Raw genomic sequence first — 16,973 nt, forward strand, 5'->3', positions numbered from 1 at the left:
GGTCATGATCAGGACTCTGCCTTACGGTGCACCCTCGCGATCCAGTCCGCGGGCTTCGCGATCTCCGCCTTGGTGGGCAGGGTGTTCGGCGAGGTCCACGCCCGGTTGAAGCCGTCCATGCCGACCTCGTCGACCACGGCCCGGACGAACCGTTCGCCGTCACGGTACTGGCGCAGCTTGGCATCGAGTCCGAGGAGCTTGCGCAGCGCCTGGTCGAGGCGGCCGGCGCCGCGCGCCCTGCGCTGCTGGAACTTCTCCCGGATCTCACCGACCGAGGAGACCACCTCGGGGCCGACGCCGTCCATCACGTAGTCGGCGTGACCTTCGAGCAGGGACATCACGGCGGTGAGCCGTCCGAGGATCTCGCGCTGGGCGGGGGTCTGGACGAGTTCGACCAGGCTGCGGCCGCCGTCCTCGCCCTCCTCGCCCTCGGGGCGGCCCCCGGCCAGGGACTGGGCGGCCTCGCGGAGCCGTTCCAGCACGGTCATCGGGTCGACGTCGGTCTCTTCGAGGAATGACTGGATCTCGCCCTGCAGATGGTCGCGGAGCCAGGGCACTCCGGTGAACTGGGTGCGGTGGGTCTCCTCGTGGAGCGCGACCCAGAGCCGGAAGTCGTGCGGGTCGACCTCCAGTTCACGCTCGACGTGCACGATGTTCGGGGCGACGAGCAGCAGCCTGCCGCCGCCGTCGGCCGAGACCGGGAGCTCGCGGGTGGCCGGGGCGAACGTCTCGTACTGGCCGAGGACCCGGGAGGCCAGGAACGACAGCAGCATCCCCACCTCGACGCCGGTCACCTTGCCGCCGACCGCGCCGAGCACGGCGCCGCCGGGGCCGCCCCCGCGCCGGTCCTGCATCTTCCCCAGCAGCGGGCGGAGCAGTTCGCGGAAGCCCGCGACATTGGCCTTGATCCAGCCGGCCCGGTCCACGACCAGGACCGGGGTGTCCTCCGGTTCGGTCCCCTCCGGGATCATCCGGGTGAAGGAACGGACGTGCTCCTCCGCGGCCTTGGCATGCCGGCGCAGCTCCGCGACGACCTCGCGGGCCTCCTCGCGGCTGATCTCCGGCCCCGGCCGCACAAGTCGGGTCGCGGTCGCGACCGCGAGATTCCAGTCGACCATCTCGGCACCACCGATGCTCGTCATGCGTCAACCGTACGTGCTCGGGTCCGTCCGCGGTGCGGTGTTGACCGGCTCAGCGGGTACCGACGGCGAGGGTGGTGGCAAGGGTGTCGAGGGCGGACTGGGCGTCGGACGGGGAGCTCGTGCCGGATGCCAGGAAGGCGAAGGCGAGCAGTCGCCCCTGCCGGTCGACGACCGTACCCGCGAGGGTGTTCACGCCGGTGAGGGTGCCGGTCTTGGCGCGGATCAGCCCGGTGCCCGCGGACTTCCCGGTGTAGCGGCCGCTGAGCGTGCCGCTGAAACCGGCCACCGGGAGGCCGGTGAGGACGGGGCGCAGTTCGGGGTGGGCCGGGTCGGCCGCACGGGCGAGGAGGCCTGCCAGCAGCCCGGCAGTGACCTTGTCCTTGCGGTTCAGTCCGCTGCCGTCGGCGAAGTCGGCGCCGGTCAGCGGCAGGTGGAGCTTCCTGAGCTGTGCGGTGACGGCCCGTCGGCCGCCGGCGAAGTCGGCCGGTTCGCCCGCGGCGATGGCGGTCTGCCGGGCGAGTGCTTCGGCGATGTCGTTGTCGCTGTTGGTCAGGGCCCGTTCGACCAGGGCGGAGAGCGGGACGGAGCGGTGTTCGGCGACCTTCCGGGACCCGGCGGCCGGGCGGCCGGGCTTCGGGTCGGCCACAGCGGCGATCCCCGCGTCGTCGAGGAGCTTCGCGAAGCTACGGGCGGCGTCACCGGCCGGATCGTCGCTGCGCGGGGCGGGTCCGCTGTCGGTGCTGTCGAGCCTGCCCTCGTCGAGCATCAGGGCGCTGACGGGCGCGATGTTCTCGTTGCGGCCGATCGGGTGCCGGGCCGGACCCGAGTAGCGGGAGGTGTCGTAGGCGAGGCGGACCTTCTCCACGCCGCGGTCCTTCAGGGCGCGGGCGGTGTCGGCGGCCAGCCGGCGCAGGGCGGCCTTGTCGAGGGTGGGGTCGCCGCCGCCGACCAGGGTGAGGGCGCGGGAGTCGTCGGACGCCCGGACCGTCGTGGCGATGCGGTGGTCGGGGCCGAGGGCACCCAGGGCGGCGACCGCGGTGGCGATCTTGACGGTGGAGGCGGGCGTCATGGGTGCGCCGGCGCCCTGGCCGTACAGCCGCTCACCACTGGCGGTGTCGATGACGACGGCGGTGCGCCGGGTGCCCAGGGCGGGGTCCTTCAGCAGCGGGCCGAGGGCGGCGCGGAGGGCGGCGGCTGCGCCGTCCGGGGTGTCGCGGGTGTCCGGTGCGGAGTTGTCGACGGCGGCGGAGAGCGCCGCGAGAACGGGCGGGGCGCTGGGCGCGGAGTCCGGTCCGGAGGGCGCGGCGGTCTCGTGATGTGCGCCACCTGTACGGTTCCGGGCGGCGGCCCAGTCCGTCTCGGCCTTACGCTGACCCGAGTCCCAGGGGCCGGCGGCAAGGACGACGCCGGCTGCGAGCGCCAGGCCGAGGCCGGCGGAGACGGCGGTGAACTGCCGGTCGTTCAGTCCCTTCAACCTGATCACGGCGCCCCGGCGGGTGAGCCTGCTCAGCTTGTCCAGCGGGTTGACCGACGGTCTTTTCACCGGCTCGTCCACCGTTGACCAGCCCCTTTCGCGAGCACACATCTGCGTGGGGGACACTTAATCACCAGTCGTATGTGTTGATCATGGAGGAGCCACCCGTGGAGTTCGACGTCACCATCGAGATCCCGAAGGGTTCGCGGAACAAGTACGAGGTGGACCACGAGACCGGTCGGATCCGCCTGGACCGTCGACTCTTCACCTCGACCAGCTACCCGGCGGACTACGGCTTCGTCGAGAACACCCTCGGCGAGGACGGCGACCCGCTGGACGCGCTGGTCATCCTGGACGAGCCGACGTTCCCCGGCTGCCTCATCAAGTGCCGCGCCATCGGCATGTTCCGGATGACGGACGAGGCCGGCGGCGACGACAAGCTGCTGTGCGTGCCGGCCTCCGACCCCCGGGTGGAGCACCTGCGCGACATCCACCACGTGTCGGAGTTCGACCGCCTGGAGATCCAGCACTTCTTCGAGGTCTACAAGGACCTGGAGCCCGGCAAGTCCGTCGAGGGCGCCGACTGGGTCGGCCGCGCCGAGGCCGAGGCCGAGATCGAGGCCTCCTACAAGCGCCTTGAGGCGCAGGGCGGCGCGCACTGACCCGAGGGTCGTGACACGGTTCCGTTTCCACGGTTCCGTACCGGGAACGGGCGGTACTCCTTACGACGGAGTGCCGCCCGTTTCGCATGCCCGCCCGGCCACGGACCGCCCTCTTCCGCCCGCACCCCGGTCCGTGACCATACTGGGCACAGGCGCAGCCGAATGACGCGGCCGAGGAGGAGCGAGGACCAGTGGTGGCGGAACAGGGCGGTCCGGAGGACCAGAAGCCCCAGTCCGACGAGGCGCGCAGCGCCTTCGTACCGCCGACCGGGGTGGGCAGGCGCACGCCCGCCTCCGAGGACGACCACCCGACGTCGGAGTTCGCCGTTCCGGCCGGTCTGGCGACCGAGCCCCAGGGGTCGGGAGCGGGTTCCGCTTCGGGCTCGGGTCCGGGTTCGGGCTCGGGTTCGGAGACGATCGGTTCTGCCTTCGCCCCGCCGCGCACCTACAGCGCCCAGCACTCGCCGCCCGCCTTCACCCCGGCCCACGGCAGCCCGATGATCCGGCTGACCAAGGAGGCCCCCTGGCAGGACCGGATGCGCACGATGCTGCGGATGCCGGTCGCCGAGCGCCCGGCGCCGGAGCCGGTGCAGAAGCCCGACGAGGCGGGGCCCGCGGTACCGCGCGTGCTCGACCTGACGCTGCGTATCGGGGAGTTGCTGCTGGCCGGCGGCGAGGGCGCCGAGGATGTCGAGGCGGCCATGTTCGCGGTGACCCGCAGCTACGGCCTGGACCGCTGCGAGCCCACGGTCACCTTCACCCTGCTGTCGATCTCGCACCAGCCCTCGCTGGTCGACGACCCGGTGACGGCGAGCCGTACCGTACGCCGCCGCGCCACCGACTACACCCGGCTGGCCGCCGTCTTCCGGCTGATCGACGACATCACCACCGAGGACGTCGAGGTCTCGCTGGAGGAGGCCTACCGGCGGCTGGCGGAGATCCGGCGCAACCGGCACCCGTACTCCGGCTGGCTGCTGACACTGGCCGCCGGTGGTCTCGCGGGTGCGGCGTCGGTGCTGGTCGGCGGTGGTCCGCTGGTGTTCCTGGTGGCGGCGGTCGGCGCGATGCTCGGCGACCGGCTCGCCTGGCTGTGCGCCGGGCGGGGGCTGCCGGAGTTCTACCAGTTCGTGGTGGCGGCGATGCCGCCGGCCGCACTGGGGGTGGCGCTGACCCTCACCCACTGGTCGGACCTGCGGCCGTCCGCGGTCATCACCGGTGGGCTGTTCGCGCTGCTGCCGGGGCGGGCCCTGGTGGCGGGGGTGCAGGACGGGCTGACCGGTTTCTACATCACCGCGGCCGCGCGGCTGCTCGAAGTCATGTACTTGTTCATCGGCATCGTCGTCGGCGTGCTGCTGGTGCTGTATCTGGGGCTTCAGCTGGGCGCGCAGCTGAACCCCGAGGCCAGGTTCGTCCCGCACGACCGGCCGGTGGTGCAGATCCTGGCGTCGATGGCGCTCTGTTTCGCCTTCGCGATCCTGCTCCAGCAGGACCGGTCCACGGTGCTGGCGGTGACCCTCAACGGTGGTGTGGCCTGGGTGATCTACGGGGCGATGGCCCGCACCGGCAATATCTCGCCGGTGGCGGCGACGGCTACGGCGGCCGGTCTGGTGGGTCTGTTCGGGCAGCTGTTCTCGCGCTACCGGTACACCTCGTCGCTGCCGTTCATCACGGCGGCGATCGGCCCGCTGCTGCCCGGTTCGGCCACGTACTTCGGTCTGCTGGCCGTGGCACAGGGAAGGGTGAACACCGGGCTCGCCTCGCTGTCGACCGCGGTGGCCACGGCGCTGGCCATCGCGATCGGGGTGAACCTGGGAGGGGAGATCTCCCGGCTGTTCATGCGGGTGCCGGGAGCGGTCGGCGGGGCCAACCGCCGCGCGGCCAAACGGACGCGCGGCTTCTGAGGCCCGCGACGGCCGGGGCGTACGCCGGGGCCGCCGCGCACGTCAGCGCTTGGCGTGACGGCCGCGCTGACCCGAGGGCGGGGTGCCCCCGGCGGACGGGCCCTGGCCCTCGCCGCCGCCGGACGCCGCTTCCTTCTTCGACTTGGAGCGGGCCCGCAGGAACTCGATCGCGATCGGCACCACCGAGATGAGCACGATCAGGATCAGCATCGCCTCGATGTTCTCGTGGACGAAGTCGATCTTGCCGAGGGCCGAGCCGAGCAGCGTGACACCGACGCCCCAGAGCACTCCACCGACGATGTTGAACACGATGAACGAGCGGTAGTTCATCCGGCTCACACCGGCGATGATCGGGGTGAACGTACGCACCACAGGCACGAAGCGGGCCAGGATCAGCGACTTCGGGCCGTACTTCTCGAAGAAGTCGTGCGCCTTCTCGACGTTCTCCTGCTTGAAGAGGCGGGAGTCCGGGCGGTTGAAGAGCGACGGGCCGACCTTGCGGCCGAAGAGATAGCCCACCTGGTCGCCGATGATCGCCGCCAGCGCCACCAGGAGGCAGACCAGCCAGAGCGGAGTGTCCAGCTGGCCGGTGGTCACCAGCAGCCCCGTGGTGAACAGCAGTGAGTCCCCGGGAAGGAAGAAACCGATCAACAGTCCGGACTCGGCGAACACGATGAGGAGGACGCCGGGAAGTCCGAAGTTGTTGATCAGAAAGTCCGGGTCCAGCCAGCTCGGGCCGAGCGCAAGCGTATTCAAGGGTCCGGGGCTCCTGGATCGATCGATGGCGGCTGCGTGGCCGCCCAAAGCTATCAACGCAGGATGACGCCCCCGGGTTCCAGATGGCCCGCGCGAGAACGCACACCGGGTCACTCGGGGATGCACACCCGGCGAACCGGGGCAAAGCTTTCTCCAGGAGGTGCCACACGATGGGCATTGAGGATTACGGCGGCGGGCAGACGGAACAGTCGGACGTCCTGGTCGTCACCACGAACGACGTACCGGGCTACCGGGTGACCCAGGTGATCGGGGAGGTGTTCGGCCTGACGGTCCGCTCCCGCCATCTGGGCAGCCAGATCGGCGCCGGGCTGAAGTCCATGATCGGCGGCGAGCTGAAGGGGCTGACCAAGACCCTCGTCCAGACCCGCAACCAGGCGATGGAACGGCTCGTCGAGCAGGCGAGGGCCCGGGGCGCCAACGCGGTGCTGATGATGCGCTTCGATGTGACCGAGGCGGCCGACGTGGGCACGGAGGTGTGTGCGTACGGAACCGCGGCCGTGATCAGCAGGACCTGAGCGGGCACGGGTGCGGGGGCGCCCCCCCGCACCCGTGCCGGTCACGCCGGGCGCCGGGCGTTGGCGTCGATCGCGTCCCGCAGATGCTCGGCCAGGCCCGGCCGCATCGACTCGTAGAACGCGCGGAACCGCGGGTCGGACACATACATCTCGCCGAGCCCCTGGTGCATCTCGGCGGTGCACTCGTAGAACCACTTGCCGATGTGGAGCCGGTGGGCCTCGGCCAGCTCCATCGCCCGCTCACCGGTGGCCGGCTCCCCGGCCTCCATCAGCGCGTCGTAGGCGGCGCCCCACTCGGCGACCTCCGCCTGCATGCGCTTCCAGTCGTCCTTGGTGTACCGGGCGGCCCGGCGCTGCGACTCGGCGTACGCGGCGGTGCCGCCCCAGCGGTGTTCGGCCTCCTCCGCGTGCTCCTCGGGGTCCTTGTCCCCGAAGACCTCGAACTTCTCCTCGGGCGTGAGGTTGATGCCCATCTTCCGTGCCTCCATGGCTGTTTCGACGGCGGCGGCCATCTTTCGCAGTTCGGCGATCCGGTCGGACAACAGCCGGTGCTGGCGCCGCAGATGCTCCTGCGGGTCCGCCTTCGGATCGTCGAGCAGTACGGCGATCTCGTCGAGCGGGAAGCCGAGCTCCCGGTAGAACAGGATCTGCTGCAGCCGGTCGAGATCACCGTCGTCGTAGCGGCGGTGACCGGCGTGGCTGCGCCCGCTGGGCGAGAGCAGTCCGATGCCGTCGTAGTGGTGCAGGGTGCGCACCGTGACTCCGGCGAATCCGGCGACCTGTCCCACGGGGTACTCCATGGCTCCCCCGCTCCCTTCTCCGATCGGGTACGTCCCGAGCCTGAGCCCTGACGCGACGTGAGGTGCAAGCCCGAAGCGCCGCCACCCTGGCGCCATTCGAGCAGTTATGTGCCTTTTGCATCGTTATGGTGAGCCGGTTGCCACCGATTCCTCCGCTCTCGCCGGACCCGCCCCCCGGCCCGCCTGGCTGCTGATGACCGGGCGGGCGCAGATGCAACTGCACGAGGACGGTACGCCGCTGAGGTGAGCCCGGCATCCGGCCCGACGCGCCGGATGCCCGACCCTTCCGTATCGTCGCATCCGTATGGATTCGTCCCCGTCAGGTTCGTCGGAGGATTCCGCGATGCCCACGCCCGTCAACGTCGCCGTCATCTACTACTCGTCGACCGGAACCGTCGCCACGATCGCCAAGGCCATGGCGCAGTACGCCGAGAAGGCCGGCGCCGAGGTACGGCTGCGCAAGGCCGGGGAGCTCGCCCCGCAGGCGGCCATCGACTCCAACCCGGCCTGGGCGGCCAATGCGAAGGCCACCGCCGACATCGCCGAGGCCTCGCCCGACGACATGATCTGGGCGGACGCCGTGATCCTCGGTACGCCGACCCGGTTCGGCAACGTCACCGCCCAGCTCAAGCAGTTCCTCGACACCCTGGGCGGCCTCTGGCAGGCGGGCCGTCTCGCGGACAAGGTCTACAGCGGCTTCACCTCCACCAGCACCGCGCACGGCGGCCAGGAGTCCACGCTGCTCGCGCTCTACAACACGATCCACCACTTCGGCGGCATCCTGGTCGCCCCCGGCTACACGGACCCGTCGAAGTTCGTCGACGGCAATCCGTACGGCACCTCGCACGTGGCCGGCCAGGGCGACATCCCGGTCGGCGAGCAGACCCTGACCGCCGCCCGGGTCCAGGCCGAGCGGGTCGTGAAGTTCACCCGGGCCGTCAAGGAGGGCCTCGCCGCAGAGAACTGACGGCACTTCCGGGAGCCGGCCCGCACCTCCGGAAGCCGATTGCACCGCACACCGACAGGACCGCCGCGCGTCACGAAAGACCGCCGAGAGCCGAGAAGGGCTGCCCGCCGATGCCTCTCCACAAGGGTTCGTCCCCGAGCACCGAACCGTCCGAACAGCGCCGCAGGCTCGCCCTCAATCCGTTCTACGGGGAGGCCGACCCGGCTGCCGGCATGGAGTCGGCGCCGCCCCGGCACCGGCTGCCCGACGGGCCGATGCCGCCGTCCACCGCGTACGGCCTGGTCCATGACGAGCTGATGCTCGACGGCAACTCCCGGCTCAACCTCGCCACCTTCGTCACCACCTGGATGGAGCCCCAGGCCGGGGTGCTGATGGCCGAGTGCCGCGACAAGAACATGATCGACAAGGACGAGTACCCGCGCACGGCCGAGCTGGAGCGGCGCTGCGTGGCGATGCTCGCCGACCTCTGGAACGCCCCCGATCCCTCGTCCGTCGTGGGCTGTTCGACGACCGGCTCCAGCGAGGCCTGCATGCTCGCGGGAATGGCGCTGAAACGCCGCTGGGCGGCCAGGAACGCCGACCGCTACCCGGCGACCGCCCGGCCGAACCTGGTCATGGGCATCAATGTGCAGGTCTGCTGGGACAAGTTCTGCACCTTCTGGGAGGTCGAACCGCGGGTGGTCCCGATGGAGGGCGACCGCTTCCATCTGGACCCGCAGGCGGCGGCCGACCTCTGCGACGAGAACACCATCGGCGTCGTCGGCATCCTCGGCTCCACCTTCGACGGTTCGTACGAGCCGGTCGCGGAGCTGTGCGCGGCTCTGGACGCCCTTCAGGAACGCACCGGCCTCGACATCCCGGTCCATGTGGACGGGGCCTCCGGGGCGATGGTGGCGCCGTTCCTGGACACGGACCTGGTGTGGGACTTCCGGCTGCCGAGGGTGTCCTCCATCAACACCTCCGGGCACAAGTACGGCCTGGTCTACCCGGGCGTCGGCTGGGTGCTGTGGCGCTCGCCCGCCGAACTGCCCGAGGAGCTGGTGTTCCGGGTCAACTACCTGGGCGGCGACATGCCGACCTTCGCGCTGAACTTCTCCCGGCCCGGCGCACAGGTGGTGGCGCAGTACTACACCTTCCTGCGGCTGGGCCGGGACGGCTTCCGGGCCGTCCAGCAGGCGTCCCGGGACGTGGCCCGCGGGCTCGCGGAGCGGATCGAGGCGATCGGCGACTTCCGGCTCCTGACCCGGGGCGACCAGCTGCCCGTCTTCGCGCTGACGACCGCGCCGGACGTGACGGCGTACGACGTCTTCGACGTGTCGCGGCGGCTGCGCGAACAGGGCTGGCGGGTACCGGCGTACACCTTCCCGGCCAACCGGCAGGACCTGGCGGTACTGCGGGTGGTGTGCCGCAACGGCTTCTCGTCGGACCTCGCCGAGCTGCTGATGGAGGACATCGGGCTGATCCTTCCCGATCTGCGCCGCCAGCCGCACCCGCTGAGCCACGACCGGCAGATGGTGACGGCGTTCCACCACTGAGCCGGATCAGCGCCCGGTCACTCGTCGTCGCCGGGGTCCGGGACCCCCGTCGCGTACGGGTTCTCCTGCCCCTCGGCGAGCACCCCGACGAAGGTCTCGCCCTCGCCCGCGAAGGTGTACGCCCCGCCCTCGATGCGGGCGATCAGCCCGCGCGTCCACTCGGCGCCGGCGTCCGCCGAGTGGACCCACATGTTCATGATCTCGCCGATGTGGCCGATCGCCTCGGGCCCGGCCTCCGGTACGTAGTGCTCGGTGACCGTGGCCCGCCAGGCGGCGAGACCGGCGACCCGCTCCTTGAGCAGCGCGACCGCCTCCGACCGCTCCAGGTCGACGATCCCGCCGAGCGCCGCCGACAGCATGTCCGGCTTCTGGTCGTACGAGGTCAGCGCCGAGCGCAGCAGCGCGAAGTACTCCTCGTCGCCCCGCTCGGTGATCTCGTACTCGGTACGCGGCGGGCCGCCCGCCGTGCTCGGGGCGGTCTCGTGGGCGATCAGCAGGCCCTGCTTCGCCATCTGCTTCAGTGCGTGATAGACCGAACCGGGCTTGGCGTTGGACCACTCGTGCGCACCCCAGTACTCCAGGTCGTTGCGGACCTGATAGCCGTGCGCCCGGCCGTGCTGGCGCACGGCGCAGAGGACCAGCAGCCGGATCGCGGACATCACGCACTCCTTCTACTCAACTTTGATTAGAGTAGCCCTTCGCCTCGGCGACCAGCTCGAACGCGGTCCGGCCGTCCAGGGACTCCCGGATGATGTCGGCGTGCCCGGCGTGCCGGGCGTGCTCCTCGACGAGATGGCCCAGCAGCCACCTCATCGAGACCCGCTCGCCCTTCGGGAACCAGGGCGCTTCCGGCAGCGGGAAGGTGTCGTCCAGGCTGGGCACCGAGCGGATGAACTCCTCCACCTCGACCACGACTCCGTCCCAGAACTTCAGCATCTGCTCCACCGTCTCGTCGCCGACGAGCCGGAAGCTGTCCGCCCAGTTGCTTTCGTTCCGGACGGTCTCGTTCGGCCGCTGCTGGGCCATCCGCAGCCAGTTCAACTCGGTCTCGGCGACATGCTTGACCAGTCCGGACAGGGAGAGCGCGCTGGCGCTGGGGCGGCTCGCCGCCTGCTCCTCGGTCAGCCCGATCACGGAGCGCCGGATCGCACCGCGCTGGGCCTCGATGAAGGAGAGGAACATGCCGCGCTCGTCGCCGGGGGCTTCCGAGGGAACGTGAGTGACCATGGTGTCCGCCTTGATGATCCGTGCCGGTTCTTCCTGACACCGGCCAAGCTACGGCCCATTGAGGTCAGTTCCTGTCCTCAATCAGAAATGGCCCGGTCAGAAGAAATGGCCCGGTCAGAAAGGGAACACGGTCCGGCCGTGCTGGATGGAGATCCACCTCCGGGTGGTGAAGGCGTCGACGGTCGCCTCGCCGTTCAGCCGGCCGATCCCGGAGCACTTCTCGCCGCCGAAGGCCACCTGCGGATCGTCCTGGACGGTGGAGTCGTTGACGTGGAACATCCCGCTGACCACGCGCCGCGCGAACCGCACCCCGCGTTCGGCGCTGCGGGTGTGCACGGCGCCGCTCAGCCCGTACGGGGTGTCGTTGGCGATCCGTACGGCCTCGTCCTCGCCGTCGAACGTCACCAGCAGCGCCACCGGGCCGAATATCTCCTGGGAGAGCAGCGGGGAACCCTCGGGGAGTCCGGCGAGCACGGTCGGCTCCACGAGGTTGCCGCGGGTCCGGCCGCGGACGAGCGCGGTGGCCCCCTCGGCGACCGCCCGGTCGACCAGGGCGGTCAGGGCATCGGCCTGGAAGGTGTTGATGACCGGGCCGATCCGGGTCTCCGGGTCGCGCGGGTCACCGGTCTTCAGCGCGGCCACCCTGGCGGTGAACTTCTCGGTGAACTCCCGCTCGACGCGGCGGTCCACCAGGATGCGGTTGGCGGCCATGCAGACCTGCCCCTGGTACACGAAGCGACTGAAGACGGCGGCGTCGACCGCGTAGTCGATGTCCGCGTCCTCCAGCACCACCAGGGCGCTGTTGCCGCTGAGTTCGAGGATCGTCCGCTTGAAGTGCCCGGCCGCGACCGCGCCGACCCGGCGGCCGACCCGGTCCGAGCCCGCGAACGAGATCACCCTGGGTACGGGGTGCTCTATGAACGCGTCCCCTATCTCGGCAACATCGGTGATCACGATGTTGAGCAGTCCGGCGGGCAGTCCGGCATCCTCGAAGATCTTCGCGAACAGCGCGCCGCCGACGACCGGGGCGTTCTGATTGGGCTTGACGACGACCGCGTTGCCGAGCGCGAGGGCCGGTGCGATGGACTTCATCCCCACCAGGAAGGGGAAGTTGAAGGGGCTGATCACCCCGATGACGCCGACGGGCAGCCGGTAGAGGCGGTTCTCCTTGCCGTCCGCCAGGGCGGGCGGGAGGCTGCCCGGCGGGTGCAGCGCCCGACGGATCGCGTCACGCAGGAACTCCTTGGCGACACGGACCTCGTACTCCGCCTTGACCCGGGTGCCGCCCAGTTCATCGGTGATCGCGTCGACTATGTCGTCGTGCAGTTCCGCGGTGATGCGCAGTGCGCGTTCCAGGACCTCGCGGCGCTCGTACGGTCCGGTGGTGGCCCAGGACCGCTGGGCGCGCTCGGCGGCGCGGTAGGCCAGGTCGACCTCCTGCGCGGTGGCGATGGTGATCGCGGCGAGTTTCTCCCCGTTATAGGGGTTGAAATCGATGATGTCCCACGAGCCGGTTCCGGTCCGCCACTCACCGTCGATGTACTGGTCGGCCAGCTCGTAGAAGAAGGACATGCGATCCCTTAACTCAGGTGCAGACTCCGTCGAACCGTCATCGTACTGACGAATCAGATGAGTTGGAGCAGGCCACGGAGCAGATCGCGGCTCTCCTCCGGATCCGGGCTGTCCTCGTGCAGTCGCACCATGGCCTTTTCGTACTGAGCGACTTCTTCGGCCTTGTCCAGATAGAGCGCACTTGTCAGCTGCTCCAAATAGACAATGTCCGACAGATCGGATTCCGGGAATCGCAGCATCGTAAAGGAACCGCCCTCTCCGGCATGCCCGCCAAAACTGAAGGGCATCACCTGGAGAGTGATGTTGGGCTGTTCCGACATTTCGATCAGATGCCGCAGTTGCCCGCGCATCACTTCACGGTCGCCGTACGGCCGGCGCAGCGCCGCCTCGTCGAGCACGGCATGGAAATGGGGTGCGCGTTCGGCGACAAGGGCCTTCTGGCGCTCCAGTCGCAGCGCCACGCGGCGGTCGACCTCGACGGTGGGCGCGGCGCCCATGCCCCGGGTGACGACCGCGTGCGCGTAAGCCTCGGTCTGCAACAGGCCGTGGACGAACTGGACTTCGTACACCCGGATGAGCGATGCCGCTCCCTCCAGGCCGATGTATGTCTGGAACCAGCCGGGCAGCACGTCTCCGTAACTGTGCCACCAGCCCGCCACATTGGCCTCACGGGCCAGGCCGAGCAGAGCGTCGCGCTCCGCCTCGTCCGTGACTCCGTAGAGCGTGAGCAGGTCCTCGACGTCCCTGGCCTTGAAGCTCACCCGTCCCAACTCCATGCGGCTGATCTTCGATTCGGAGGCCCGGATGGAGTAGCCGGCCGCCTCACGGGTGATGCCTCGCGAGTCGCGCAGCCGCCTGAGCTGCGAGCCCAGCAGGATGCGCCGCACCACAGATCCACTCGACTCGCCTGCCGCCACTGGTCCGGTCCTCCCCATCGCTTCCTGGGCACCGGGGCTCCCCCTGAACCCCAAGTGCCGGATTCTGCCATCAAAACGCTTCAGCCCGTACTCATTCGATTACGGAAATGAGACGCCTTCCAGAAAGCTGCGAAAATACGCGCGGGAAGAAATGACCAAGAACCGGCACGGGTTCGGACAGGTCAGGCGCGTGCACGTGCATCTGCCCTTGCATCTGCCCCACGCATTGGGAACCATGGGGCTCGCGCACCTGCGTGCTCGTTCGTGTTGTGCCGCTGTACCCCCCGCAGTACCGATACAGCCGCGAATCCCGGGAGTGCCTCGCATGGGGACGAATGGATCGACGATGCTCGAGCCGTTACGGCAGGGCCTTCCTCCCATCGATCCCTCAGCCGTCTCCGGATCGGCCACCTGCACACTGCCCGCCCGCTACGAAGCCGTGGGCGGAGCAAGGCGGTTCACCCGGACGACGCTGAACGGATGGGGACTGGCCGAGCGCTTCGACGACGTCGCACTGGTGGTCTCCGAACTCGTCACCAACGCCCTGCGGCACGCCCTGCCCACGGACAGCACCGCGCCGGAGTCCCAGGACCCGCCCGTACGGCTGCACTTGATGCGCTGGAGCTCGCGCCTGGTGTGCGCGGTGCGCGACCCCAGCCAGGAGAGCCCGATCGCCTCCGAGGCACCCGACTGCGCGGAATCCGGCCGCGGCCTCTTCCTCGTGGAGTCCTTCAGCGACTCCTGGGGCTGGCACCCCACGCCCGGTCCGGAGACGGAGAACCCGAACGCCCCGTCGGCACCGCGCGGCAAGGTGGTCTGGGCGCTGTTCCGGCTCTCCGACGGCGTCTGACCCGACCGGCCGCGGCGAACGCCGCGGCGAACGTCGGCAGTTCGGGCGGGGGATCCGAGCCGGGGCCGGTGATCCGGGACGGTGACCTGGCCGCGGGGTACGGTCAGCCGCCCGCTACGAGGTGGTCGAACTCCCCGTCCTTCACCCCGAGCAGCAGCGCCTCTATCTCGGCCGGCGTATAGACCAGCGCCGGCCCGTCGGGGTGGCGCGAATTCCGCATCGCCACATCCCCGTCGGGCAGTTTCGCGAACTCCACGCAGGAACCCTGGGAGTTGCTGTGTCTGCTCTTCTGCCAGACGACTCCGCGAAGCTCTGTGGCCGCCATGCCGTTGTACACGTGGTGCACAGGACGCTCCCCGAGTTGCAAGGTGCAAGTGTCAACTGTCTCGGATCATAGCTGTGTTCAAATTTCCCTGCATGGGCAGATGCATGCGCGGATGCACGTGCACGCGGGGTGTTCTCGCGATTACAGCTTTACTCCGTATGGACAGACGTACTGGACGCCGTTTCGGCTCCGTCTACCCCCGGTCGGGCTCCCCATCCCGGCGGATCGCGCGGTTAACTTGACTCGGTCTTTCGTCGACAAGGGGGAATTACAGATGCGCAGAACCGTACGTACCGGCGCCGTGATCGCCGCCGGAATCCTCACCGCGGTGGCACTGACCGGCTGCAGCAGTGACGGCGAGAAGAACGACGAGCCGGGCCGCGGCGCCGGTGCGGAGCAGTCCGGCCGAACGCCCGACGGCGGCGAGGACAGCGGGTCCAGGACCGACGCCGCGGCGCTGGAGGGCGGCTGGGCCGGCAGGACCGACGGCAAGGCGGTCGTCCTGTCGGTGGCGTCGGGCAAGGCCGTGCTGGTCACCGAACAGCACGCCTGCACGGGCACCGTGCAGGACGCGGGCAAGGTGACGCTCGCGCTGAAGTGCGTCGACGGGGGCGACGACCGCACCACGGGGGCCGTCGAGTCCAATGACGGCAAGACCGTCGTGGTGTCCTGGGACAGCGGGGTGAAGGACACCCTGGCCAAGACCGCCCCGGGCGCCCTGCCGTCCGGCCTGCCGGACCTGCCGACTCCCTGACGCCCCCGCCCTGCGCGTCAATCCGCCTGATCCCCGGGCGAGTTCGGCTTCGGATCCGGCTTCGGCTTCGGTTCCGGCTTCGGCTTCGGTTCCGGCTTCGGTTTCGGCTTCCCGTCCAGCCCCCGGGAGAACTCCTCCAGGGCTTCGAGCAGGAGGTGGGCCCCTTCCCGTACGAAGGGGTCCGCCTTCCCCTCGTCCTCGCGCTGCCGCGCGTCCCACTCCGCCAGCGCCTCGCGCACCTCGGACCAGTCCGGTACCCGCCGCTCCCGCACCGCCTTCGCGCCCTGTTCGGTGGCCCGGCGCAGCGCTCCGGCCAGGCGTGCCGCGTCCGGTACGGGGGTGGCGCCGCCGCCCGGCAGATGGGCCTCCAGCAGCATCGCGGCCCGGCCGAGCTGGGCGAGCGCGTGCTGGGTGTCGTCGGCGGCGGCTCGGGAGAGGCCGCGGTTGCGTACCGGTTCGTGCTGGGCGGTGGCCAGCGCCTCCTGCCAGGCGACCCGGGCCTCACGGGTGTCGAGCAGTGCGGAACGCACGTCGTCGAGGCCGCGCTCGGCCGGTTCGGCGTACTGGTCGACGACCGAGGCGGCGTACCGCCCGTCCGCCTTCAGCCAATCGCCGAGCCTGCCGCGGAGCCTCGGTGTCTCCCAGGCCGGGTAGAGGGCGTACGAGATCATCGCGAGGAGGCCGCCCGCGAGGGTGAGGACGACCCGTTCGAGCACGGTCTGCGACCAGTCGCCGCCCGCCATGCCGAGCAGGAAGACGACATACGCCGAGACGCAGGCCTGGCCGACCACGTATCCGGTGCGCATCAGCAGATACATCAGCAGGGCGCAGAGCACGGAGAGCACCGCGGCCGGGGTCGTACCCGGGCTGGTGGTCTGGACGATCGCGGTGGCGAGCGAGACGCCGACGATCGTGCCGCCGAAGCGGGCCACGGACCGCCCGTACGTCTGGGAGAACTCCGGCCGCATCACCATGACGGCGGCCATGGGCGCCCAGTAGCCGTGGCCGAACGGCAGCGCTGTGCCGATGAGATAGCCGACGGCCGCGACGACGGACACCCGGACGGCGTGCCGCAGGATCGGTGAACCCGGGCGCAGCTCCGCGCGCATCGCCTTCACCACGACGGGGACCAGCCGCAGCAGAGTGGGGCGGCGGCGGTGCGGGGCGGCGGGGCTCCCGTCCTCGCCGGCCCTGATGGCCTCGGCGGCCTCCTCGGCCTTGGCGTCCTGCTCCTTCGTCCCCTCACCCTCGGCCGTTTCGATGACGTCGGAGAGCAGTGCGCCGAGCCGGTCGGCGGCCCGCAGCGGCGGGCCGGTGAGGAGCGTTCCGGTGTCCGGGGTCTTCAGCGCGGCAACGGCGGACGGGGCGAGCTCGACCGGGTCGCCGTGCCGGATCGCGCGGGCCGCCGAGTCGAGCACCGATCCGGCGGCGGCGAGCAGCTCGCGGACCCGTTCCCGCTCCGGCCCCTCGGACGGCACCCCCAGCGACGGGTCGGCGAGCGAGGCGAGCACCGGTCTGATCCGTTCGGCGGCGCCTCGCGGGCCCCGCAGCTCGG

Annotated in this window: 17 protein-coding genes; 7 read left to right on the plus strand and 10 right to left on the minus strand. The window is 70.3% G+C overall.

The features are described from left to right. Positions 1-8: 8 nt before the first annotated feature. On the minus strand, positions 9-1,142 hold the full coding sequence (locus ABZY11_RS25995) for a zinc-dependent metalloprotease (RefSeq protein WP_356481442.1): 1,134 nt from the start codon (positions 1,140-1,142) through the stop codon (positions 9-11). A gap of 49 nt (positions 1,143-1,191) precedes the next feature. Further along, the gene (gene dacB / locus ABZY11_RS26000) at positions 1,192-2,697 is read right to left on the minus strand and encodes a D-alanyl-D-alanine carboxypeptidase/D-alanyl-D-alanine-endopeptidase (RefSeq protein ID WP_356481443.1); all 1,506 of its coding nucleotides are present in this window, start codon (positions 2,695-2,697) and stop codon (positions 1,192-1,194) included. A gap of 86 nt (positions 2,698-2,783) precedes the next feature. Here dacB and ABZY11_RS26005 point away from each other — a divergent pair, with 86 nt between their 5' ends. Together ABZY11_RS26005 and ABZY11_RS26010 are read left to right on the plus strand one after the other, a co-directional pair. Beyond that, a complete protein-coding gene (locus ABZY11_RS26005; protein ID WP_003968257.1) occupies positions 2,784-3,278 on the plus strand; it encodes an inorganic diphosphatase in 495 nt (164 codons plus the stop codon). A gap of 191 nt (positions 3,279-3,469) precedes the next feature. After that, on the plus strand, positions 3,470-5,179 hold the full coding sequence (locus tag ABZY11_RS26010) for a threonine/serine exporter family protein (protein WP_356481444.1): 1,710 nt from the start codon (positions 3,470-3,472) through the stop codon (positions 5,177-5,179). Positions 5,180-5,221: 42 nt separating this feature from the next. Here ABZY11_RS26010 and ABZY11_RS26015 read toward each other — a convergent pair whose 3' ends face one another. After that, a complete protein-coding gene (locus ABZY11_RS26015; protein WP_356481445.1) occupies positions 5,222-5,935 on the minus strand; it encodes a VTT domain-containing protein in 714 nt (237 codons plus the stop codon). 170 nt (positions 5,936-6,105) lie between these two features. Between ABZY11_RS26015 and ABZY11_RS26020 the strand changes: the two genes are divergently transcribed. Next, positions 6,106-6,471, plus strand: coding sequence for a YbjQ family protein (locus tag ABZY11_RS26020; RefSeq protein WP_356481446.1), 366 nt, complete (start codon positions 6,106-6,108; stop codon positions 6,469-6,471). A gap of 41 nt (positions 6,472-6,512) precedes the next feature. Here ABZY11_RS26020 and ABZY11_RS26025 read toward each other — a convergent pair whose 3' ends face one another. After that, positions 6,513-7,271 (minus strand): MerR family transcriptional regulator, encoded by a 759-nt coding sequence (locus tag ABZY11_RS26025; RefSeq protein ID WP_356481447.1) that lies wholly within the window; start codon positions 7,269-7,271, stop codon positions 6,513-6,515. A 343-nt stretch (positions 7,272-7,614) separates the two neighbouring features. Between ABZY11_RS26025 and wrbA the strand changes: the two genes are divergently transcribed. Both wrbA and ABZY11_RS26035 read left to right on the plus strand, forming a co-directional pair. Further along, the gene (wrbA, locus tag ABZY11_RS26030) at positions 7,615-8,238 is read left to right on the plus strand and encodes an NAD(P)H:quinone oxidoreductase (protein ID WP_356481448.1); all 624 of its coding nucleotides are present in this window, start codon (positions 7,615-7,617) and stop codon (positions 8,236-8,238) included. A gap of 110 nt (positions 8,239-8,348) precedes the next feature. After that, complete coding sequence (locus ABZY11_RS26035) at positions 8,349-9,773, plus strand: glutamate decarboxylase (RefSeq protein WP_356481449.1); 1,425 nt, start codon at positions 8,349-8,351, stop codon at positions 9,771-9,773. A 17-nt stretch (positions 9,774-9,790) separates the two neighbouring features. Here the strand turns inward: ABZY11_RS26035 and ABZY11_RS26040 are convergent, their stop codons facing one another. The 4 genes from ABZY11_RS26040 to ABZY11_RS26055 all read right to left on the minus strand — a co-directional run bounded on the left by ABZY11_RS26040 (position 9,791) and on the right by ABZY11_RS26055 (position 13,507). Next, entirely contained in the window at positions 9,791-10,432 is a 642-nt protein-coding gene (locus ABZY11_RS26040; RefSeq protein WP_356481450.1) for a PadR family transcriptional regulator, read from the minus strand. Positions 10,433-10,448: 16 nt separating this feature from the next. After that, a complete protein-coding gene (locus ABZY11_RS26045; RefSeq protein ID WP_356481451.1) occupies positions 10,449-11,000 on the minus strand; it encodes a DinB family protein in 552 nt (183 codons plus the stop codon). Between the two features lie 114 nt (positions 11,001-11,114). Next, positions 11,115-12,572, minus strand: a complete 1,458-nt coding sequence (locus ABZY11_RS26050; RefSeq protein WP_356481452.1) for an aldehyde dehydrogenase family protein — start codon at positions 12,570-12,572, stop codon at positions 11,115-11,117. Positions 12,573-12,625: 53 nt separating this feature from the next. After that, entirely contained in the window at positions 12,626-13,507 is an 882-nt protein-coding gene (locus ABZY11_RS26055) for a helix-turn-helix transcriptional regulator (RefSeq protein WP_356481453.1), read from the minus strand. A 328-nt stretch (positions 13,508-13,835) separates the two neighbouring features. Here ABZY11_RS26055 and ABZY11_RS26060 point away from each other — a divergent pair, with 328 nt between their 5' ends. Further along, positions 13,836-14,339: an ATP-binding protein gene (locus ABZY11_RS26060; protein ID WP_356481454.1), complete on the plus strand. Its 504-nt coding sequence runs from the start codon at positions 13,836-13,838 to the stop codon at positions 14,337-14,339. Positions 14,340-14,442: 103 nt separating this feature from the next. On the opposite strand, the gene ABZY11_RS26065 is transcribed toward ABZY11_RS26060, so the two are convergent. Then, positions 14,443-14,685, minus strand: a complete 243-nt coding sequence (locus tag ABZY11_RS26065; protein ID WP_266690134.1) for a DUF397 domain-containing protein — start codon at positions 14,683-14,685, stop codon at positions 14,443-14,445. A 253-nt stretch (positions 14,686-14,938) separates the two neighbouring features. Between ABZY11_RS26065 and ABZY11_RS26070 the strand changes: the two genes are divergently transcribed. Beyond that, positions 14,939-15,418, plus strand: coding sequence for a hypothetical protein (locus tag ABZY11_RS26070; RefSeq protein WP_356481455.1), 480 nt, complete (start codon positions 14,939-14,941; stop codon positions 15,416-15,418). A 17-nt stretch (positions 15,419-15,435) separates the two neighbouring features. On the opposite strand, the gene ABZY11_RS26075 is transcribed toward ABZY11_RS26070, so the two are convergent. Continuing rightward, a partial coding sequence (locus tag ABZY11_RS26075; protein ID WP_356481456.1) for an FUSC family protein occupies positions 15,436-16,973 on the minus strand: 1,538 nt, incomplete at its 5' end.

Origin of the sequence: Streptomyces sp. NPDC006510 (genome assembly GCF_040611955.1) — a bacterium.
GTDB lineage: Bacteria > Actinomycetota > Actinomycetes > Streptomycetales > Streptomycetaceae > Streptomyces.

Coding starts and splice junctions, on each gene's coding strand:
- ABZY11_RS25995 (WP_356481442.1), bottom strand. CDS start 1,142: ATGACGAGCATCGGTGGTGCCGAGATGGTCGACTGGAATCTCGCGGTC.
- ABZY11_RS26020 (WP_356481446.1), top strand. CDS start 6,106: ATGGGCATTGAGGATTACGGCGGCGGGCAGACGGAACAGTCGGACGTC.
- ABZY11_RS26025 (WP_356481447.1), bottom strand. CDS start 7,271: ATGGAGTACCCCGTGGGACAGGTCGCCGGATTCGCCGGAGTCACGGTG.
- wrbA (WP_356481448.1), top strand. CDS start 7,615: ATGCCCACGCCCGTCAACGTCGCCGTCATCTACTACTCGTCGACCGGA.
- ABZY11_RS26035 (WP_356481449.1), top strand. CDS start 8,349: ATGCCTCTCCACAAGGGTTCGTCCCCGAGCACCGAACCGTCCGAACAG.
- ABZY11_RS26040 (WP_356481450.1), bottom strand. CDS start 10,432: ATGTCCGCGATCCGGCTGCTGGTCCTCTGCGCCGTGCGCCAGCACGGC.
- ABZY11_RS26045 (WP_356481451.1), bottom strand. CDS start 11,000: ATGGTCACTCACGTTCCCTCGGAAGCCCCCGGCGACGAGCGCGGCATG.
- ABZY11_RS26050 (WP_356481452.1), bottom strand. CDS start 12,572: ATGTCCTTCTTCTACGAGCTGGCCGACCAGTACATCGACGGTGAGTGG.
- ABZY11_RS26055 (WP_356481453.1), bottom strand. CDS start 13,507: ATGGGGAGGACCGGACCAGTGGCGGCAGGCGAGTCGAGTGGATCTGTG.
- ABZY11_RS26060 (WP_356481454.1), top strand. CDS start 13,836: ATGCTCGAGCCGTTACGGCAGGGCCTTCCTCCCATCGATCCCTCAGCC.
- ABZY11_RS26070 (WP_356481455.1), top strand. CDS start 14,939: ATGCGCAGAACCGTACGTACCGGCGCCGTGATCGCCGCCGGAATCCTC.